Annotated in this window: 20 protein-coding genes; 15 read left to right on the top strand and 5 right to left on the bottom strand. The window is 65.8% G+C overall.

The features are described 5' to 3' along the window. Nucleotides 1-140 precede the first annotated feature (140 nt). The 5 genes from QM841_RS38825 (at nucleotide 141) to QM841_RS38845 (ending at nucleotide 4,486) form a co-directional block, all read left to right on the top strand. Nucleotides 141-941: a creatininase family protein gene (locus tag QM841_RS38825; RefSeq protein ID WP_283336120.1), complete on the top strand. Its 801-nt coding sequence runs from the start codon at nucleotides 141-143 to the stop codon at nucleotides 939-941. Between the two features lie 2 nt (nucleotides 942-943). After that, on the top strand, nucleotides 944-1,828 hold the full coding sequence (locus QM841_RS38830) for an MBL fold metallo-hydrolase (RefSeq protein WP_283336122.1): 885 nt from the start codon (nucleotides 944-946) through the stop codon (nucleotides 1,826-1,828). Nucleotides 1,829-1,857: 29 nt separating this feature from the next. Continuing rightward, nucleotides 1,858-2,037, top strand: coding sequence for a hypothetical protein (locus tag QM841_RS38835; protein ID WP_283336123.1), 180 nt, complete (start codon nucleotides 1,858-1,860; stop codon nucleotides 2,035-2,037). Continuing rightward, entirely contained in the window at nucleotides 2,024-3,454 is a 1,431-nt protein-coding gene (locus tag QM841_RS38840; protein WP_283336124.1) for an amidase, read from the top strand. The genes QM841_RS38835 and QM841_RS38840 overlap by 14 nt, the downstream gene beginning before the upstream one ends. A 309-nt stretch (nucleotides 3,455-3,763) precedes the next feature. Next, nucleotides 3,764-4,486 (top strand): FadR/GntR family transcriptional regulator, encoded by a 723-nt coding sequence (locus tag QM841_RS38845; protein WP_283336125.1) that lies wholly within the window; start codon nucleotides 3,764-3,766, stop codon nucleotides 4,484-4,486. Nucleotides 4,487-4,502: 16 nt separating this feature from the next. On the opposite strand, the gene QM841_RS38850 is transcribed toward QM841_RS38845, so the two are convergent. The 4 genes from QM841_RS38850 to QM841_RS38865 all read right to left on the bottom strand — a co-directional run bounded on the left by QM841_RS38850 (nucleotide 4,503) and on the right by QM841_RS38865 (nucleotide 10,283). Beyond that, entirely contained in the window at nucleotides 4,503-4,928 is a 426-nt protein-coding gene (locus tag QM841_RS38850; RefSeq protein WP_283336126.1) for a hypothetical protein, read from the bottom strand. Beyond that, a complete protein-coding gene (locus QM841_RS38855) occupies nucleotides 4,925-6,988 on the bottom strand; it encodes a site-specific integrase (RefSeq protein WP_283336127.1) in 2,064 nt (687 codons plus the stop codon). Before QM841_RS38855 ends, QM841_RS38850 begins: the two co-directional genes overlap by 4 nt. Further along, nucleotides 6,985-8,673 (bottom strand): hypothetical protein, encoded by a 1,689-nt coding sequence (locus tag QM841_RS38860; protein ID WP_283336128.1) that lies wholly within the window; start codon nucleotides 8,671-8,673, stop codon nucleotides 6,985-6,987. Before QM841_RS38860 ends, QM841_RS38855 begins: the two co-directional genes overlap by 4 nt. A gap of 143 nt (nucleotides 8,674-8,816) precedes the next feature. Beyond that, nucleotides 8,817-10,283 carry a tyrosine-type recombinase/integrase gene (locus tag QM841_RS38865; RefSeq protein ID WP_283336129.1) on the bottom strand — a complete coding sequence of 489 codons (1,467 nt, stop codon included), beginning with the start codon at nucleotides 10,281-10,283 and terminating at the stop codon, nucleotides 8,817-8,819. A gap of 94 nt (nucleotides 10,284-10,377) precedes the next feature. On the opposite strand from QM841_RS38865, the gene QM841_RS38870 reads away from it, so the two are divergent. From QM841_RS38870 to QM841_RS38900, 7 genes are all read left to right on the top strand, one after another. Then, the gene (locus QM841_RS38870) at nucleotides 10,378-10,815 is read left to right on the top strand and encodes a 3'-5' exonuclease (protein WP_283336130.1); all 438 of its coding nucleotides are present in this window, start codon (nucleotides 10,378-10,380) and stop codon (nucleotides 10,813-10,815) included. A gap of 182 nt (nucleotides 10,816-10,997) precedes the next feature. Beyond that, entirely contained in the window at nucleotides 10,998-11,219 is a 222-nt protein-coding gene (locus tag QM841_RS38875; RefSeq protein ID WP_283336131.1) for a hypothetical protein, read from the top strand. Between the two features lie 40 nt (nucleotides 11,220-11,259). Continuing rightward, nucleotides 11,260-11,448, top strand: coding sequence for a hypothetical protein (locus tag QM841_RS38880; protein ID WP_283336132.1), 189 nt, complete (start codon nucleotides 11,260-11,262; stop codon nucleotides 11,446-11,448). Between the two features lie 58 nt (nucleotides 11,449-11,506). Further along, nucleotides 11,507-11,956: a hypothetical protein gene (locus QM841_RS38885; RefSeq protein ID WP_283336133.1), complete on the top strand. Its 450-nt coding sequence runs from the start codon at nucleotides 11,507-11,509 to the stop codon at nucleotides 11,954-11,956. Between the two features lie 107 nt (nucleotides 11,957-12,063). Beyond that, the gene (locus QM841_RS38890) at nucleotides 12,064-12,432 is read left to right on the top strand and encodes a hypothetical protein (RefSeq protein WP_283336134.1); all 369 of its coding nucleotides are present in this window, start codon (nucleotides 12,064-12,066) and stop codon (nucleotides 12,430-12,432) included. Between the two features lie 87 nt (nucleotides 12,433-12,519). After that, on the top strand, nucleotides 12,520-12,666 hold the full coding sequence (locus tag QM841_RS38895) for a hypothetical protein (protein ID WP_283336135.1): 147 nt from the start codon (nucleotides 12,520-12,522) through the stop codon (nucleotides 12,664-12,666). A 135-nt stretch (nucleotides 12,667-12,801) separates the two neighbouring features. Then, complete coding sequence (locus QM841_RS38900) at nucleotides 12,802-13,308, top strand: DUF6611 family protein (protein WP_349307456.1); 507 nt, start codon at nucleotides 12,802-12,804, stop codon at nucleotides 13,306-13,308. Between the two features lie 237 nt (nucleotides 13,309-13,545). On the opposite strand, the gene QM841_RS38905 is transcribed toward QM841_RS38900, so the two are convergent. Then, a complete protein-coding gene (locus QM841_RS38905) occupies nucleotides 13,546-13,848 on the bottom strand; it encodes a hypothetical protein (RefSeq protein ID WP_271209322.1) in 303 nt (100 codons plus the stop codon). 1 nt (nucleotide 13,849) lies between these two features. Here QM841_RS38905 and QM841_RS38910 point away from each other — a divergent pair, with 1 nt between their 5' ends. The 3 genes from QM841_RS38910 (at nucleotide 13,850) to QM841_RS38920 (ending at nucleotide 16,365) form a co-directional block, all read left to right on the top strand. Next, complete coding sequence (locus QM841_RS38910) at nucleotides 13,850-14,020, top strand: hypothetical protein (protein WP_271209323.1); 171 nt, start codon at nucleotides 13,850-13,852, stop codon at nucleotides 14,018-14,020. A gap of 35 nt (nucleotides 14,021-14,055) precedes the next feature. Beyond that, on the top strand, nucleotides 14,056-15,051 hold the full coding sequence (locus QM841_RS38915; RefSeq protein ID WP_283336139.1) for an ATP-dependent DNA ligase: 996 nt from the start codon (nucleotides 14,056-14,058) through the stop codon (nucleotides 15,049-15,051). 609 nt (nucleotides 15,052-15,660) lie between these two features. Beyond that, on the top strand, nucleotides 15,661-16,365 hold the full coding sequence (locus QM841_RS38920) for an SOS response-associated peptidase (protein ID WP_283336140.1): 705 nt from the start codon (nucleotides 15,661-15,663) through the stop codon (nucleotides 16,363-16,365). Nucleotides 16,366-16,426: the final 61 nt, after the last annotated feature.

Genomic DNA, 16,426 nt, shown 5'->3' on the forward strand with positions numbered 1-16,426 from the left:
GATGAGGTTCGTGCGAAACGACAGCGAATGGTCGTCGCCGGGCACGGCAGGCTCTGGCAGCCACTACCGATAGCGGTGTACTGTACAGTCCAATCTAATTTTGGTCGAGGCTTGACAGCGTTACGGAGGACGAGGGCGACATGGAGCACTCCTGGGAGAAGATGACCGCGGAGCAACTGCGAGAGCGGGCGGGACGCGACGGGCTGGTACTGCTCCCGGTCGGATCGATCGAACAACACGGCCCGCACCTGCCCACCGGGGTGGACGCGCTGCTCGCCACCGAGGCGGCGAACAGAGTCGCCGCCCAACTGGCGGAGAGCCTTTCCGTCGTCGTCGCACCGACACTGTGGTGGGGACTAGCGGAACACCACATGCGTTTCGGCGGCACTCTGACCCTGAGCCTGCCCACCTACCACGCGGTGCTCCGGGACGTCTGCCGGTCGATCATGCGCGCCGGATTCACCCGGATCGCGATAGTGAACGGGCACGGCGGGAACATCTCGGCGCTCAATGCCATCGTCAACGAACTGACCGCGGAACTGCCCGTCACCATCGCCGTGACGACGTACCTGACCGCGGCGGCGGACGACGTCGCGGACATCCTGGAGGGGCAGAGCGGTGTGATGCACGCGTGTGAGGGGGAGACGTCGATGATGCTCGCCGCGCACCCCGAACTCGTGGTCCTGGGCCGCCTCTCCGACGCACACGGCCCCGAATGCGGCCTGCAATCCGACAACGTCCCCGTCTACCTCTGGCGCTCCTTCGAGGAGATCACCGAATCCGGCGTGGCCGGCGACGCACGACTCGCCACCGCCGACAAGGGCGAGAAACTGTTGGCTGTGTGCGCACACCGGCTGGCGGACCTGCTCGCGGCACCGGACACTTGGCACCGAAACGCCACCATTGACCGGCAGGCCGCCGCCGCGGGCGTGGGGAGCTGATCGTGTCCGGAACATCAGCGCACTGGACGGTAGGGGACGCGACCATCGGTCGCGTCGACGAAGTCGTACTCGAGGGGCAGGGCAGTTGGCTCCTGCCCGATGCGACGGCCGAACTCGTTGCCGGCCAGCCGTGGCTGGACCCGTCGGCCACCGACGACGGCGGCGACATCCGCCTGTCGGTGCACAGTTTCGTCGTGGACATCGGCGGTACCCGCATCGTCATCGATACCGGTGTCGGTAACGGCAAGGTCCGGGACAACCCGGCGTGGAACAACCTCGACGGCGACTACCTGCCGCGACTGGGCGACGCCGGTTTCGATCCGGATTCGGTCGACCTCGTGATCAACACGCACATCCACCGCGATCATGTCGGGTGGAACACCACCTTGCGCGACGGGCAGTGGGAGCCGACCTTCCCGAATGCCCGCTACCTCGTCGCTCGCACCGAATGGGACTACTGGTCGGCGGCAGCGCTGAGCGAAGACCAGCAGCGAATGTTCGCCGATTCGATCACCCCGGTCCGCCGGGCCGGTCAATACGAACTCGTCGACGCCGAGACACCTGTCGAGGTCGCCGACGGAGTCGAACTGATCCCCACTCCCGGACACACTCCGGGGCACGTGTCGGTCCGGATCAGCTCCGCCGGCGAGACCGCACTGGTGACCGGGGACTTCCTCCACCACCCCATCCAGCTCGCCCACCCGCGCCTGTGCTGCGGAGTGGACGTCGACCCGGCTCTGTCGGAACGCACACGAGAGACGATCCTGTCGACTATCGCCGACACCGAAATTCTCTTGCTCGGTAGCCATTTCACTCACCCCACCGGCGGACGCGTGCGCAGCACCGCAACAGGATTCGTGCTCGTTTCGGCCGCCGCGATCCCGTAGGCATTTCACCCACAACCAAGGACTTCCCCGTGACCACACATTCCGAACACCGAAATCGAGAGCACGCCGAAGCCGTGGCGGCCACCGTCATGGGGATCCGCGGTGTCCTGAGCGCTCTCGACGACGTCGAATACGCGGAGACTCCGCCGGCGTTCTCCTTCGTCGCGCTCACCCACCCGCAGAACGGAACACCCGATGCAACCGCATGAGCTGGACCTCACCGCCGCTGCCGACGCCATCTCCAGCCGAGAGTTGTCACCGATCGAACTGATCGACTCCGCGCTCGATCACCTCGACCGCGTCGACCCACACCTGTCCGCCTTCGTCACGGTGACGGCCGACGCGGCGCGGGAGGAGGCGGCGATCGCCGAATCGGACATCGCCGCAGGCCGATATCGCGGACCGCTGCACGGCATTCCGATCGCGATCAAAGATCTCTTCGACACCGCCGGCGTGCTCACCACGTCCAGTTCCGCGGTACGGGCACACCACGTTCCCGACCGCGACGCCACCACCGTGCGCAAGATGCAGACGGCGGGCGCGATCTCACTGGGCAAAACCCACACGCACGAATTCGCTTTCGGAACTATCACCCCGCAGAGCCGGAACCCGTGGGCCGTCGACCGCGTGCCCGGTGGCTCGAGCGGAGGATCGGCCATTGCGGTCAGCGCAGGGATCGCGGGGATCGCCCTCGGCAGCGACACCGGAGGCTCGATCCGAATTCCGTCCGCGCTCTGCGGTGTCGTCGGACTCAAGCCCACCTTCGGGCTGGTCTCCCGCACCGGCGTCGCCCCACTTTCGTGGTCGTTGGATCACGTCGGCCCGATCGCCCGCACCGTGCGTGATGCGGCGGTGGCCCTCGACGCCCTCGCCGGATACGACGACCGCGATCCCGCCAGCCTGCGGCACACCGAGGGTAGCTATGTTCCCGATTCGGGGAGGGACCTGACGGACGTCCGAATAGGTGTCCCCACGAACTACTACTTCGACAACGTCGAACCCGATGTGCAGGCGCACGTCCTGGAAGCGATCGACACACTCGCCGGGCTCGGTGCCACCCTCGTCGAGGTGGAACTGCCGCTCACCCACCTCGTGCAAGCCACACAATGGGGTCTGATGGTTTCCGAAGCGGCGACCTACCATCAGGATTCACTGAACCGCCACCCTGAACTGTATTCGGACGACGTCCGTATCCTCCTCGAAGCCGGGCAACACCTCCTCGCGACCGACTACCTCCGGGCGCAACGATCCCGCGCGTTGATCCGTCAGGCTTGGGCGGATCTGTTCGATGACATCGACGTGCTTGCCGCACCGACCGTGACATCGGTAGCCGCGCGGGCGGGTCAGGAGACCATCGACTGGCCCGACGGGAGCAGTGAAGGTATCAGTGACACCTACGTCCGTCTCTCGTCCCCGGCGAACCTCACCGGCCTGCCGGCGTTGTCCGTGCCGGTCCGCATGTCGTCCGACGGGCTGCCGATCGGAATGCAACTCATCGGCCGGCCGCTGGCCGAGGCCACCTTGCTCCAGGTGGGCGCGTCGTACGAAGTCGCGCGTGGGCCGGTAAGAGTGCCGGGGTGGGTCGGACTGTCCGAAGTGGAAGCCGAACGAGCCATCCATCCATAGTGGGTGGCGGTGGCACTCGCTTACGCGACTCGGCCGTGACCGCCCATTTGTCGATGTTCCCGACGCCTACGACACGGCCGGGAGTTTATCGCCCGACTGGGTGGCATCGGTTCCAACGAGCATCGACGTCACGACATCGCGAGTTGCCTCCTGCATGTTGTCGGCCGTTCCTCCGGTTTTGAGTATTGAGCATCGTCAATATGTGCACGATCCTGTAACCCGACCTCACCGTCACGATCCGAGTCGTTTCGATCGCTGTCGAGCATGATTGGTGCGGAAAGATGGAACCACACGATAAGCGGAGGCACGATGACCGATCTTGCGCAGCGAATGCTGAAGGATGCGGCGCTGAGCCGTCCCGAGCAGGCTGCGCTGGCGATCGGTCAACTCGCGGAACGGGCACCTCAGGGGGCGCGGCTGGGTACGAAGAAGGAACTTCAGGAGCAGTGTGGCGTGGCCAAGAGTACTTTCAACGAGGCCCTCCGCATCCTGCAGTCCCGTGGGGTCATCACCGTCCGGTCAGGTCCCGGCGGGGGGCTGTTCGCAGCCGCACGGACCCCCATTGCTCGTCTTGGCGACTCCATCCTCTCCCGCGGTGCGGCGGAAGGAAATTTCGCCGACGTCGTCCGCGTAAGGGACGCACTCGACCCGCTTTTGATCGAGTACGCACTCGATCACAGTTCCGCCGTCGACATCGCCCGCATGCGCACTGCCCTCGGCGCCATGCGGCAGTCCGCCGACGACGGCGACGCAACCGCCTTCGTCCGAGCGCACGGGGAACTGCACGCCGCGATCGCCCGGGTGAGCCCCAACGCGATCCTGAAGTCGATCTACCTCAGTCTGCTGGAGGTGGTCGAGTCGCCTACCGCTTCCGATCAGCCGGTCGGCCGGAAACCACTGGCGGAGTATCTCGCTGAGCTCCACCAACTCGACGTCGATCTCGTCGACGCCCTCGATACGCGTGATCGCACCGGGGCGATGCGCCTTATTCACAAGCACAACATCCCTCAACCCCCGAAAGCGGCATCCTGAGCGAGACCCGTGGAGGTCAATCCACGGGGGCCGCGTGGGGGAGTTGGTGCAGGAGGTCGTGGTCGGCCAGTGTCTTACGCAGGGCTTCGTTGTCCAAGGTGAGAGCTTGGACGTATTGGGCGAGGATATGTGCCCGTTGGCGAAGTGCGCCGACTTCTCTGCTTTCGCGGCGCGTTCGGGCCGCGAGTTCGTTTTCCAGTGTGCGGATCCGTTGTCGCAGAGCCTCGGGGTTCGTGCCGCTGTGGGTCTCGCTTGTCGTAGTTGCGGCGCGCAAGCGTTCGATGGTACGGCCGGCGCGGTTGGCCGTGGCCCGGGAAACACCCGCCTCGCGGGCGAGGCCCGCGACGGTCAAGGCCCCGTCGGTCCGTAGCGGTTGCCCCGACAGCAGCCGATCGAGAGCGGTCTCCAACGCGTGTTCGGTCGCCGCGCTGACGCCCGTCACGCTGGGCTCTCCCCGTCGATCGGTGCGAGGAGGCTGGTCATCGTGGAGATTCCCTTCTTCAGGGCGTCCCGCTGGGGTGCGGAGAGTCGTTGAACTGCCATCAGTTCGGTGGCGTCGGCGATGACGGTGCGGATGGCGGGGGCATGGGCGGTGGTGACGCAGGAGTTGCGGCACAGCTCCGGGCGGCAGTGATTGGTCACCGGTGTGGCGGCAGTCGAGGGTTGGGATAGGCAGAGTGCGGTCTTGGAGTCGAAGTAGCAATCGTTAAGCACGCCCGGAAAGTAGGTGCGGGCGGTGTTGGCGAGCATCGCGCGCACCCGGGCGTGGTCCACGACCCGACCGGGAAAGTCGTCGAGTTCGGTCCGGATCTGGTCGAACTGCTCGACCAGCCTCGCCGGGGTGCGGACGCCGGCTTTGAAGTCTTCGTATTGCTCGAGGAACGAGTCCATCTGGGCGAGTGCGCGTTCGTCGTCGACCTCGGAGCGGAACCCGGATGCCGACGTGCCGGCGTAGCCCTCGAACATCGCTACGCGCACGTGTTTGTACTGGATCTTGCCTGCCACGACGCCGAACGGTTGACGGGCGATGTGCCAGGCCACGGTGCGGCGGAACTGGCGGGTGGTGAAACGCCACGGCCTATAGTCCACATCGGAGATCGGATCGTGCGAGCGAATCCGGTTCAGGTGATCGCGGAACTCGTTGAGCCGCAGATTGATATCGGATGCCACGAGGTGTTGGTGCTGGCGGTGCGAGACCCTGGTGAACAGTCGGTCGTCGGGAACGAGGCGTTCGAGAATGCGGACGGCATCGGCTACGGGTTCGATCACGATCCAGGTGGCCTCGTCGCCCCCGTTGCCGCGTCCTTTGTGGACTGTGCCACGGATTTTGTGGCGGGCCACGATGCCGTCTTCGCTGATCCCGCGTAGATAGCATCCACGGCGCAGCGATTGGACTTCGGAGTCCCGGGCCCCGGACAGGTATCCGATGACGATGTAGCAGGCGGTCATCAACAGGCGGCGCTCATTGGTGACGGACTTGGGGTCGAATCGGTTCCGCCACGGCTCGCCGGTGTCCGGATCGGCGTTGATCGGGGTGTCCATGCCCCCCGGTTCGAGGCCGAGTTCGGTGACGGCGTGCTCGAGGGCGCGGCGAAAGGTGCGAGTGCGGGCCGATTGTCGGTGGATCCCCAGCAGCGCGGTGAGTAGGTTCACGTTCACACAGAGAGTGCTGCGGTTGTGGGCCCCGTCCGGCCGTGCTGGTAGTCCGCGCCCGGCGGCGGCGCGGTCCCGGCAGAAGGTATCCAGCCGCCGTACCGCTTCCGCGATCGGAACCGTGCTCACCGACTCCGTGAGGCGCTGCAGCTCCCTCTCCGCTTCGAGGATGTCCTGCGCGGCGACCTGCACGTAGAACAGCGCTCCGCGCAGGTACGGCGACAATACCTGCGGTGGGATGCGGGGAGTGCGGTTCTCGACGTCGCCGCGGGTGCCGGCGACCTGCCTGGCGGTCCGGCCCCGGAACGGAAGGTGGGTCAACTGGTCGTGGGTAAGGTGTCCGGCTGCCCGGTGCACGAGCGTGAGCAGCCAGGCGTAGCGGGCGCGCTCGTGCGGTTTCCACCGGGCGCTGATGCGCGCTGTGCGGGCAGTGAGGAAGTTCTCCAAGATCACGTCGCTGTCGATGTCGGACAGCCGCATCTCGGGGTGGTGCGATGTGAGGTGAGCGAAGAAGTAACGCAGGCCGGAAATTTCACGCTTGACGGTCGGCACCGCGGGTAGCCGACCCTCCGCGAGATTCGTGTTGGTCAGTCGGGCGTAGGCGTACTCCTTGGCCGTCAACCGCCAAACTGGATCTTCGATCACGTCGAACCGGAGCCGAAGTTCGCTGATGGATGCGTTCGGTGTGTGGTGGGCTGCGCGCAGGTCCCACACCTCGTCGGCGAACCGGGGTGCAGGTAGGTGGCCGGCGTCGGATCGGAGGCGCCGCCCAGCCAGTACAAGGGTGTCGGGCGCGACGTGCGCCGACCGCAACGGTGACTTGTCGTTTCCCGTGGGGGAGAGGGTCATGCGCGGGCTCCGATCCCACCGACCTGTGGCGGTAGGTGCCGTAGAGGCGCCTCGGCTTCGGCGATGGCCTTGGCGGTTTCGACGACATCGGTGGGGAAGGCGGGGAGGATCTGCGTGAGGATCCGTTTCCAGGTCGGTCCGTGTAGCGCGGCCCAACTGTGTGCAGGCATTTCCTCCCGTTGGGCTGCGAGGTGATTGAGGAAACTCAGGACGGAAGGTAGCTTGCGGCTGGTGACAATCGCGTTGGTGCAGTCGAGGCAGTTCCAGAACGGCACCGGACAGGGTTGGCCCTTTGTGCCGAAGGGTGAGTCAGTGAAGTCCCGGCACGCTGACAGCCACATGTCCATCTCGCCGGACAGCAGGGGCTGCACCTGCTCGGGATTCACCCCGGCCACCTCTGCGGCGCGTTCCGGGTGAGTCGCAATCTGGTGTTCGTCCGTCGCGGTCAGTACGCGCAGTTGCACCACTTCGGTCAACGCCTCGGTCAGCCCGTCGGTGATTGCGGTTTCGTGGAGACCACGCAGCGCCGGAATGTCGGCGTAGCGGTCGGCCGCGACCTCGCTGGAGTGTCCACGGGCCAGCAGTGGCAACTGACCGCCGGTGGCGCGATAGAACTCGGCCTTGTACGTCTTGCGTAGCCGCTGCAGGTTCACGTTCAACGGATCACCGTCGATATCGGTCAGCCCATAGCGCGCGACCAGAGCCGCCGCGCCGGAGGTTGGGTGCGTGCCCAGTCTGCTCGGTGCCAACCGGATGACGTCGTTCTGAACGCACACCCACAGTGATGCGCTGTCACCGAGGTGTCCCCGCGCTCGACGGGTGAGGCGCAGTGCGAGACGGATCAGCCCGCCGGGTGTCGCCGAGTTGCCGTCACGAACCCGGAGCCGGCCGTGTTCCTCACCGTGGCGGCGGCGCTTGAGGTAATCGATCTCGACATGCCCCGCGGACGGGTTGCGCAGGCAGTCCACGCGAAGACCGCGCACTGCTTCCGGTTCGAGGCCGGTGTCGAGAATGAGCAGGATCGCGATTGCGGCGAGGTCGACTTCGGTCGGATAGACCAGCTGGTGCAATTCCTTGAGACGAAACCCCCCGGGCGGGCGCTTGGTCAGGCCAAGCCCGATCAGTACGTCGGGTTCATGCACGGTGCCGCGTCGGTCGATTTCCCAGAGCAGATTCGCCTGGAAGGTCCAGCCGCCGTGCCGGGGATCGACACCGGCGGTGAGAACCTCCTCGCCGTCGACGGTGATCCGCCGCACGGTGCCGCGCAGGTGCTCGCGGCATGCGGCACGCAACTGGGCGGCGGTCTCCGGCGCATACGCATCGACCTTCTGTACGGGATGCGGATAGGGATGACGCCCGAGGAACCGTAGCCGCGCGGGCATGTCCGGATGCAGCAGCTGCGGCGTGGTGTTGCGCAGGTGTCGCAGCATCGCAACGACGACAGCCAGTTGCCCATACGCCGTGCGTGGTACCGCCATGGTTGCGTACAGCTGGGACTCGAACGTGTCGAGTAGTTGTGGCGTGAAGGCATCCAGGGTCATCTGGCCGGCATCGTGGAGGTGAGCGCCGAGGAACGCCGCCAGCTTCCGTATTCCGCCGACGTAGGTGTACGCCGTGGCCCGGGTTGCAACGCGCCCGCCGACCTGCGCCATCTGACGTAGCGCGGCCGCAAGGTGACGTGCCAATCTCGGGCACGATTCGGTACTGAGGTCGACATTGAAGTCGGGGTCACGGGGAAATCGCAAGGTAAACACCAGCGGCGGGATGTGCTCCTCAGAATCGGTTGCCACTTCTGGCATCGCGGGTGGGAACTGCGCTCGCCGGGCCATTACACCATCTCCTCAATTTCGTCCGCCGCCATGTCCTCTGGCCCCGGGAGTGAAACTCGATCCGCCAACCGGGCGACCGCATCGTCGATCAATTCCTGCGCCTCTCCGACCGAATCCAAGTAGATGTAAGTGCTGGAAACCCGCGCGTGCCCCAACAGTTTCTGCAAGTGCCGCAGAGGATCTCCCATCACCCGTTGGTAGGCGCCCAAGCGCAGATCCGCGGCGCCCTCGCGCGTGAGCGTGATCTGCTGCCGTACCAGCTGAGTGAGCAGGTGCACCGCGAAGGTGTGACGCAATGTGTGCGGTGTGGCCAGCACGTCCAAGCCCAGGGTGTCGCAGCGCTGGCTCGCGCGGCTGAAGACCGATTCCCACGACCGTGCCGTCATCGCGGTGCCGCGCTCGCTCGCCCACAGCGCCAGCGGTCCCACCACCTGGCCGGCGGCGTCGACTTCCAGGAGTCGGGCCCGGTCGTCCGGTGGGAGGTCGGCCCACCGCACCGTCACCCAGCGGTCGTCTCCGACCCGGAGCTGGCCACCGCGCACGTCGGGAGACCGGACATACAGATGCCGATACGTGGGTGTCCATCCGCGCGCGGCGGCGCGCTGCAATGCCAGCGCCCGCTCGGTATCCGCATAGTCGTGGACCAGGCGCAGTACGCGGTGCGGGATCCGGATCACGCGGCCGCGGTCGCCCTTGGTCACCGGAGGTGCAAGCTCGAACCGGGAGGACCGGGCTCCGTCGCTGGTGTCGATCGGCGGAAGTTCGTAGGCCAATAGGCTGTTGCATTCCTCCAGCCGAAGACCGGTGGACACGCACAGGTCCGCGAACGCCGCGTTCCGTGCGCCACAGCGATTGGCGAATCCCTGATCCTCTGCGCCACCGGGCGCCAGGCCGCGCAGGCCGACATCGCGGAATGTGGTGTACCGAGAAAGCGATAGGAATCGCACATCACCCCTGTGGCGCACGACCTTCTCCTTCGCGCCGACCACTGCCACTGAACCTGTCGGGTGCTGTTGCTCGAACTGGAACGGCGGGTTTTGTAGAAGCTCGACGGTGAGCGTCCATTGGTAGAACTTCTCCATCGCGGCGATCAGTCGGTTCCATGCTTCGGCCGATATTCGGTATGGAGGGTCGGACAGTCGCCGCGCAGCGTGGAATGCAATCAGATCGGGCCGATCGGCTTCGAGTAGTCCGCGACCGTTTCGGCGTTCGTCGAGGAACCGTGCCCAGGTGACCAGGTCGTAGGCGTAGGCCCGCCAACTGCGCTTGGACCGCACGCCCGATACCGGCAGCGAGCGGAAGAACCTGTTGAGCACGGAGTGATAGGAGCCATCAGGGTTCAGAATGAACGGCATTCCGTCTGGAACAAAGTGCCGTGCAAAGGCTTCAGTCCGAGTCATATCGAGATCCGCACCTTCCTGGATGGGCAACGCGAGTGCCTTGGCATCGGTGAAGAAGATCTCCATGCGGCGGACGATACGGGCCACTGAGACGGTGAGACACAATCACCCTGAGCGGATAAATACAGAGACCTCTGACCTGGGCGGATCAATCCTCGAGGTGGCCGCCATCGACTCCGCGAGCGGCGTCGTCCTGCTGGAGACTCTGGTCGATCCGGGCGATGTGCCGATCCATCCCGATGCCGCCGCAGTGCATGGCCTCAGTGCCGACCAGCTCGCCGGCGCCCCCGCTTGGCCTCTCGTCTTCCCCGTCCTGGCGGCGGTGACGGCGGGACGGGTCGTGTTGGCGTACGGCGCAGATTTCGATCATGGGCGTGTTCTGCACGATTGCCACCGCTTTGGCCTCGACCCGCAGCATCTAGCCGACCGGGGGCGGTGGGACTGCATCATGCGTGCTCGCTCGCAAGCGGAAGGTACCGAGAAGAACATTCGGCTCGGCGGCGTCCACCGGGCCAGGGGAGACGCAGAAGCGGCCCGTGTCGTCCTGCAGGACATCGCGCTCGGTCACCGGGACGCTCCTGCGACCGGGGTGGCGTAGCAGCTTCCGGCTTCGTCCACAGCATTCCGTCGTGCACGACTTGTCACCTTACAAGGTGTAGATGTAAGGTCACTCCTGTCGGACCGGAATTTCTTCGATGGGTCGATCCGATTCAGTCGCTCCCTCGCGGTTGTAACATCGCAATCTGAACATGTAATGTAAGTTTTCGAAAGGTTTGAAACGTGAACGACACCAACATTACTGCGGAGATCGTCACCGCCGCCCTCATGCTCGACTGGGGTTCGATCGTCTCCCGGAACGGGAAGATCACCGCCGTCCCCCTCGACATCGAAGTCCACGACGACGAGATCCTGGCGGACTACTTCGACCTGTGCGAGCTCGCGGAATCGGAGAGCGACCCCGCCGCCATCGCGGTCGCGCTGAACCGAGACCACCTGCTCTGACCTGCAACAACCACCGACCATCCACACACAAGGAGTTCCGATGTCCCATCTCATTGCCGAAGCCGTCACCCCCGACCACCGTGACCGCATCACCATCGTGCACGGATACCGCCACGACGAGGCGGGTTCTCAGTTCGTGGCCGTCGAGTTCGCCGACGGCACCGCCGGGGAGGTCGACGTCCTCGACATCTTCCTGTCCGCGCCGGACGCTGTCGCTGTCGCTGCCTGAGCTGTACCCGAGCCCGTGGTCCCCGCCGAAACCGACTTGTCCTTCGAGGAGGCCACTGATGCCCGAGTTCATCGACGCCGGTGATCCCGGCCGTGAGTACCGCGCCCTGATCGACGGTAGACCCGTCCGGGTCGTCGGCCACCTGCCCGCCGGCCCCCATCACCTGTCCCGCGGCACCATGGTCGATGCGTTCGACCCGCCCGCCGACCCGGACCCGAATCCGGCGCTCTACGTGCTCGTGTCGGTCCAGTGGGCCACCGAGGTCACCACCGTCGACACCGACACCAGCGCATTTGTGGAGGGTGCGTTCGGCACCCCGCGCGGAGTCAGCTGGTATCTGACCCCCGTGGTCTACGACCAGGCCACCGGCGCCTACGCCCTTGCCCCGCAGGCATATGCGGCAGGTCCTGCCATCGGAGCCCTGCACGAGGATGTCATCCACGTTGTCCGAGGTGCTGGGTACGCTGTCCCCACGGCAGTGCGGGTGTACGACTTCCCGCTGCACTGAAGGGGGCAAGTGGCACACGAGGATCCCGCAACGGGTCTGTCGACTCGCTGCATGCGCCCAGCGCGTCGACGATGAATACCGGTGCCCACCCAGACAGGAGTCACGAGATGATCCCGAACGATCGCAATGTCCCGGCCGATACCGGCAGCTACCTCGACGAACCGTGGCGCACCGCGGTCACCGATGCCCTCTTCGCCCGCGTCACACTCCTCTCACGAACGGGGATGAATCCCGCGGACAACCCTCCGCCGCTGGCGTCGCGACTGCATCGCGCTGAGGACCTGCTACCACTGGCCGCCACCGCGCCAGCCGCCGAGAGCGACACCGCGCGACGCAAGAAACTGATGTTCGCGCCCGGGCTCAGCCACGACGCTCTCGCCCGCCGCCGAACGGTCCGGCTCGACCCGACCACCAAGACGCCCGCCGGCGATACCCAGATCGTGCACCTCAGCCCCTCCCACGCCGAACCCGAATAGGGGAGAGCGGAACATCGGTCAACTCATGCAATTGACCTGGGGAAATGACACGTCCCCCATTTCGTGTCACGTCGAGAAGGGGACTTCATGAGCATCGAAAGCTGGTTGGCACTAGGGATCCTGGCGGTCGCGGGCGTAGGGGCCACCCGTCTCGTCTTCTCCCGCAAGTGGCGGCACACCGCGCCCGAACGCAGAGTCCAGTACGTGCCGAGCGGGGACGCCTCCAACGAGTAGGCGCCACACTTTTCGCAACAACGAATTGCCAAAGGGGGGAGAGGCTTGTGAGCCCGGCGGGCCGTGATCGTGGATTTCTGTGTCAGAGGCGAGGAGGAGACTGTGGCTATGACGGGCACCAATGCGGACACACCAATGACTCGGCGGCCTGCACGTCGGATCTCAGTGCTCCAGGCCATCACTGAAGGCATTCCGACGTCGTCACGGTGGGGACGCGTGGATGTCACCCCGCTGCAGATCGCGCAGCAGCAGCGGTCCCTCCGGGCAACGCTCTCGATCTACCCGCCAGGCGTGACGTCGCGCGAGCGAACCTTGATGCATCTGCGCGAGCTCGGAACGACCTGGGTGGGACTCCTCGGATACCTGGCGGTCCTCGTCGTCGCTGGCATTGCCCTCGGGGTTCTCGGAGCTGCGATCGCAATTGCCGTGCTCATCGCGCTCTGGGCCGGCATCTCCCTGGCCACTTCCGGCGTCAACAAGGACACACGATGCCTCCGCATCTACGCGCGGCCAGGAAGTGTAGGAGGGGAGATGGCCCGGCTGGAGGAGATTGCAACCCAACTCGATGCCCTCGACACGGCGAACCTTGATCCTGTGTCCTACGAAGCGGAATGGGGCCGCATCTATCGGCAGCTCGCATGATGACGAGGTGGGTCACCAATGGTTCAGGAGCGCTACCCTTCCGCCACGATTGCCGCGATCGACGTCCGTCTGGTCGCCGACGCGATGAACGGGCGAACGCAGAAATGCTTGTGAACTGCACAGACGGCATGTCCCGCTTCGGCAAATTCATTCACGAGGGAGGCAAAAGGCCATGACTGCGGCCGGGATCGAGCTGGTGCCCGTAACGGCGGGATCGCCGCGGACGACCGGAGACCGCTAGTGATCGGTCGTCCTCCGACGTGGGGCACCTCGTTTCCAGGCGAGGTGCTGCCCACGGTGACACGCGAAATCGAGTCCCTGCGCACGGAACTCGCGGTGCATGACGGTGACACCTCTCCGGTCGTGGGGATGTTCCGCCGGTACCTGGATCTGCTCGAACGCGACGGATTCATGCTTGCCGACCGCGATCGGTTCGAGATCCGGCGCCTGCTCCAGCGTGCGCGGGGCCGGGTGACGTCCACCGCGGTGTTCCTGGCCGGTGTGGTGGCGACGATCCTCGGGGGTCGGTGGCGCCTGCATCGTGATGGACTACACCGTCGTCTCGCTCGGCCCGGCCAGTTTTCTCCTCGGGGCCCTGGTGGGAGCCGTGATCGCCGGTACCGTGATGCGAGTGGGCACACGTGAGCTGGGGTCGTGGACAGCGCACCTCGCCGACACCGCGATGGCATGTCTGGACGAACGCCTGCCCTGACTCCCTTCGCGGTCCCTCGAGACCGGGAGCGTCCGATGAGCGGAGCTGGGAATCGGCTGATCGCGCCGATGCTGGCCACCCCCGGGCCGCCGCCGGAGGACACCGAGCACCGCTGGGCCGCGGAGATGAAGTACGACGGCTGCCGCATCCTGGCCTCGATCGGCGGCGATGACCGGCCGGTGCTGTGGACCCGTAACCTCAACACGGTCACCTCCTCGTACCCGGAGGTGACCGACGCCCTGACGAGCGTGTTCGGCGGTCGCGGCCGCATCGTCCTCGACGGTGAGGTCGTGGTCCTGTCCGGTGGCCGGCCGAGCTTCGCGCGCCTGCAGAAGCGGATGAACACCCTGCGCCCGGCCTCCGCCCTGCAACGGCAGGTACCGGTCACTTTCCTCCCGTTCGATGTGCTCCGGCTCGAGGGGGACGACCTGATGGGTGCCCCGTACCTCGATCGCCGCGCCGCCCTCACCGACCTCGGCCGCCAACTCCAGGGCGCCGGCCTTCCCATCCAGATCCCACCACATTGGGAAGGCATCCAGGGTGCGGTCATGCTCGAAGCGGTTCGCAACTCGGGTATGGAAGGTGCTGTGTTCAAACGTGTTTCATCGCTGTACCTTCCCGGTCAGCGTACCCGGGCGTGGCGGAAGGTGTTGATCCGTACGCGGGTGAGCTGCGTAGTGCTCGGGTGGATTCCTGCCGGCGGGATGCAGCGCAACATCGTTGGCGCCCTCGTGCTCGGCGCCTACGACGACCAGGGAGCACTCCGGTACGTAGGGCACGTCGGGACGGGCTTCACTCAGGCTGGGCGCCGGCAGCTCGGTGAGCAACTGGCCGCCCTCGAACATCCCACCAGCCCGATCGTCGCCGAGTCCGCGGCCGCGGAACAGCACGGTGTAGTGCGGTGGGTCCACCCGATTGTGGTGGTCGACATAGATATCCGCGAATACGGGCCCGGAGGGCTCCGGCACCCCTCGTACAAGGGGCAACGACCCGATCTCGACCCGGAAGGGGTCATGCTGCCCGAATCGTAGAAGACGCCGTCAGCTGAGGAGGAGGAGTAATGATGTCGCTGCAGGGGTTCGTGTGGTGGTTGCTCGGGGACTCGGTGTGGTACGTCCCCATTCCGGGCTTTCGGGAATGGATGGGCTTCGGATAGCGCGTGGTGCGAGCGAAGGGAAGCCGCTGTCGCCTTCCCCGGTGACAGCGGCTTCGTTTCCTTCACCGGGAACGCTACGCAATGTAGGTCTTACCCGGTCAGGAAGACGGTGCCGGTCATATCGCCTCTCGGCAAGTGGTCGCTCGCAGCGACTTTTCTGGTGTGGTACCCGGGGTATGTCCCGCCACCGTCAGCCTCTTCAACGACCGAGTATCGGGTGATATTCCGGCCCGTGCGGGCGCCGGATTCAGAACGGCGGCCACATCCCGGGGTTGGCGGGATTCGCGTAGGGAAACAGGACACCCCAGAACGGCCACAACCAGGGCATATGGAAGGGGGAGAAGCACCCCGGATCGCAGACCATGGCACGTTCCTTCGGCAGGTTGGCCCCGACCCACCCTCGAGGCTAATGCGTCCGTCGCCGCGCTCGCGTCGGTCATGGCGTGTTAGATCGGGGCAGAAGATGTGACCAGGGAGGGTGAACGTGTGCGGCCGCTACGCCAGTACCACCACGGACAAGGAACTGCGCTCGATCTTCCACGTCGACGAGGTCGTCGGTGACGAGCTGCGCCCGTCCTACAACATTGCCCCGACCCAGCAGATCCGGGCGGTCCTCGAACGGGCACCCCGGGACGAGCCGGACGCGGCACCGGTCACACAGCTCAGGACGCTGACCTGGGGATTGGTGCCCTCGTGGTCGAAGGAAGCCAAGCTCGGCCGCCTGATCAACGCACGTTCGGAGTCGGTGACCGAACGCCCCTCGTTTCGGGCCGCGGCCTCGAAACGGCGGTGCTTATTGCCCGCCGATGGGTACTTCGAGTGGGAGAAACGCGACGACAAGAAGATCCCACATTATTTGCACGGCGACGGGGTGCTCGCGATGGCCGGCCTGTACGAGCTGTGGCGCGACCGTGCGCTGCCCGAGGACGACCCGAACGCCTGGCTGTGGACGGCGACGATCTTGACCCGGCCGGCCACCGATGCGCTCGGACGCATCCATGACCGCTGCCCGGTGGTGTTGCCGGCCACGTTCCAGGAGCACTGGCTCGACCCGACTCTTACCGACAAGGACGACGTCCAGGCGCTACTCGCGTCGGTGCCCGATCCGGTCCTGCAGACCTACGAGGTCAGTACCGCGGTGAATTCCCCGCGCAACAACGGCCCCCACCTGCTCGAGCCCGTGGCCTGACTCCGCAGCCGGATCGCATTTCCCCGACCCGACGGGAACTCCATCGACTTGCAACCTAACA

The organism is Rhodococcus sp. IEGM 1307, assembly GCF_030056915.1.
Taxonomy (GTDB): Bacteria; Actinomycetota; Actinomycetes; order Mycobacteriales; family Mycobacteriaceae; genus Rhodococcus_F; species Rhodococcus_F opacus_D.

Excerpts from the sequence above, each read along its gene's own strand:
- QM841_RS38825 (WP_283336120.1), top strand. The coding sequence starts at position 141 with ATGGAGCACTCCTGGGAGAAGATGACCGCGGAGCAACTGCGAGAGCGG.
- QM841_RS38840 (WP_283336124.1), top strand. The coding sequence starts at position 2,024 with ATGCAACCGCATGAGCTGGACCTCACCGCCGCTGCCGACGCCATCTCC.
- QM841_RS38845 (WP_283336125.1), top strand. The coding sequence starts at position 3,764 with ATGACCGATCTTGCGCAGCGAATGCTGAAGGATGCGGCGCTGAGCCGT.
- QM841_RS38855 (WP_283336127.1), bottom strand. The coding sequence starts at position 6,988 with ATGACCCTCTCCCCCACGGGAAACGACAAGTCACCGTTGCGGTCGGCG.
- QM841_RS38865 (WP_283336129.1), bottom strand. The coding sequence starts at position 10,283 with ATGGAGATCTTCTTCACCGATGCCAAGGCACTCGCGTTGCCCATCCAG.
- QM841_RS38880 (WP_283336132.1), top strand. The coding sequence starts at position 11,260 with ATGTCCCATCTCATTGCCGAAGCCGTCACCCCCGACCACCGTGACCGC.
- QM841_RS38885 (WP_283336133.1), top strand. The coding sequence starts at position 11,507 with ATGCCCGAGTTCATCGACGCCGGTGATCCCGGCCGTGAGTACCGCGCC.
- QM841_RS38890 (WP_283336134.1), top strand. The coding sequence starts at position 12,064 with ATGATCCCGAACGATCGCAATGTCCCGGCCGATACCGGCAGCTACCTC.
- QM841_RS38895 (WP_283336135.1), top strand. The coding sequence starts at position 12,520 with ATGAGCATCGAAAGCTGGTTGGCACTAGGGATCCTGGCGGTCGCGGGC.
- QM841_RS38900 (WP_349307456.1), top strand. The coding sequence starts at position 12,802 with ATGACTCGGCGGCCTGCACGTCGGATCTCAGTGCTCCAGGCCATCACT.
- QM841_RS38905 (WP_271209322.1), bottom strand. The coding sequence starts at position 13,848 with ATGCAGGCGCCACCGACCCCCGAGGATCGTCGCCACCACACCGGCCAG.
- QM841_RS38915 (WP_283336139.1), top strand. The coding sequence starts at position 14,056 with ATGAGCGGAGCTGGGAATCGGCTGATCGCGCCGATGCTGGCCACCCCC.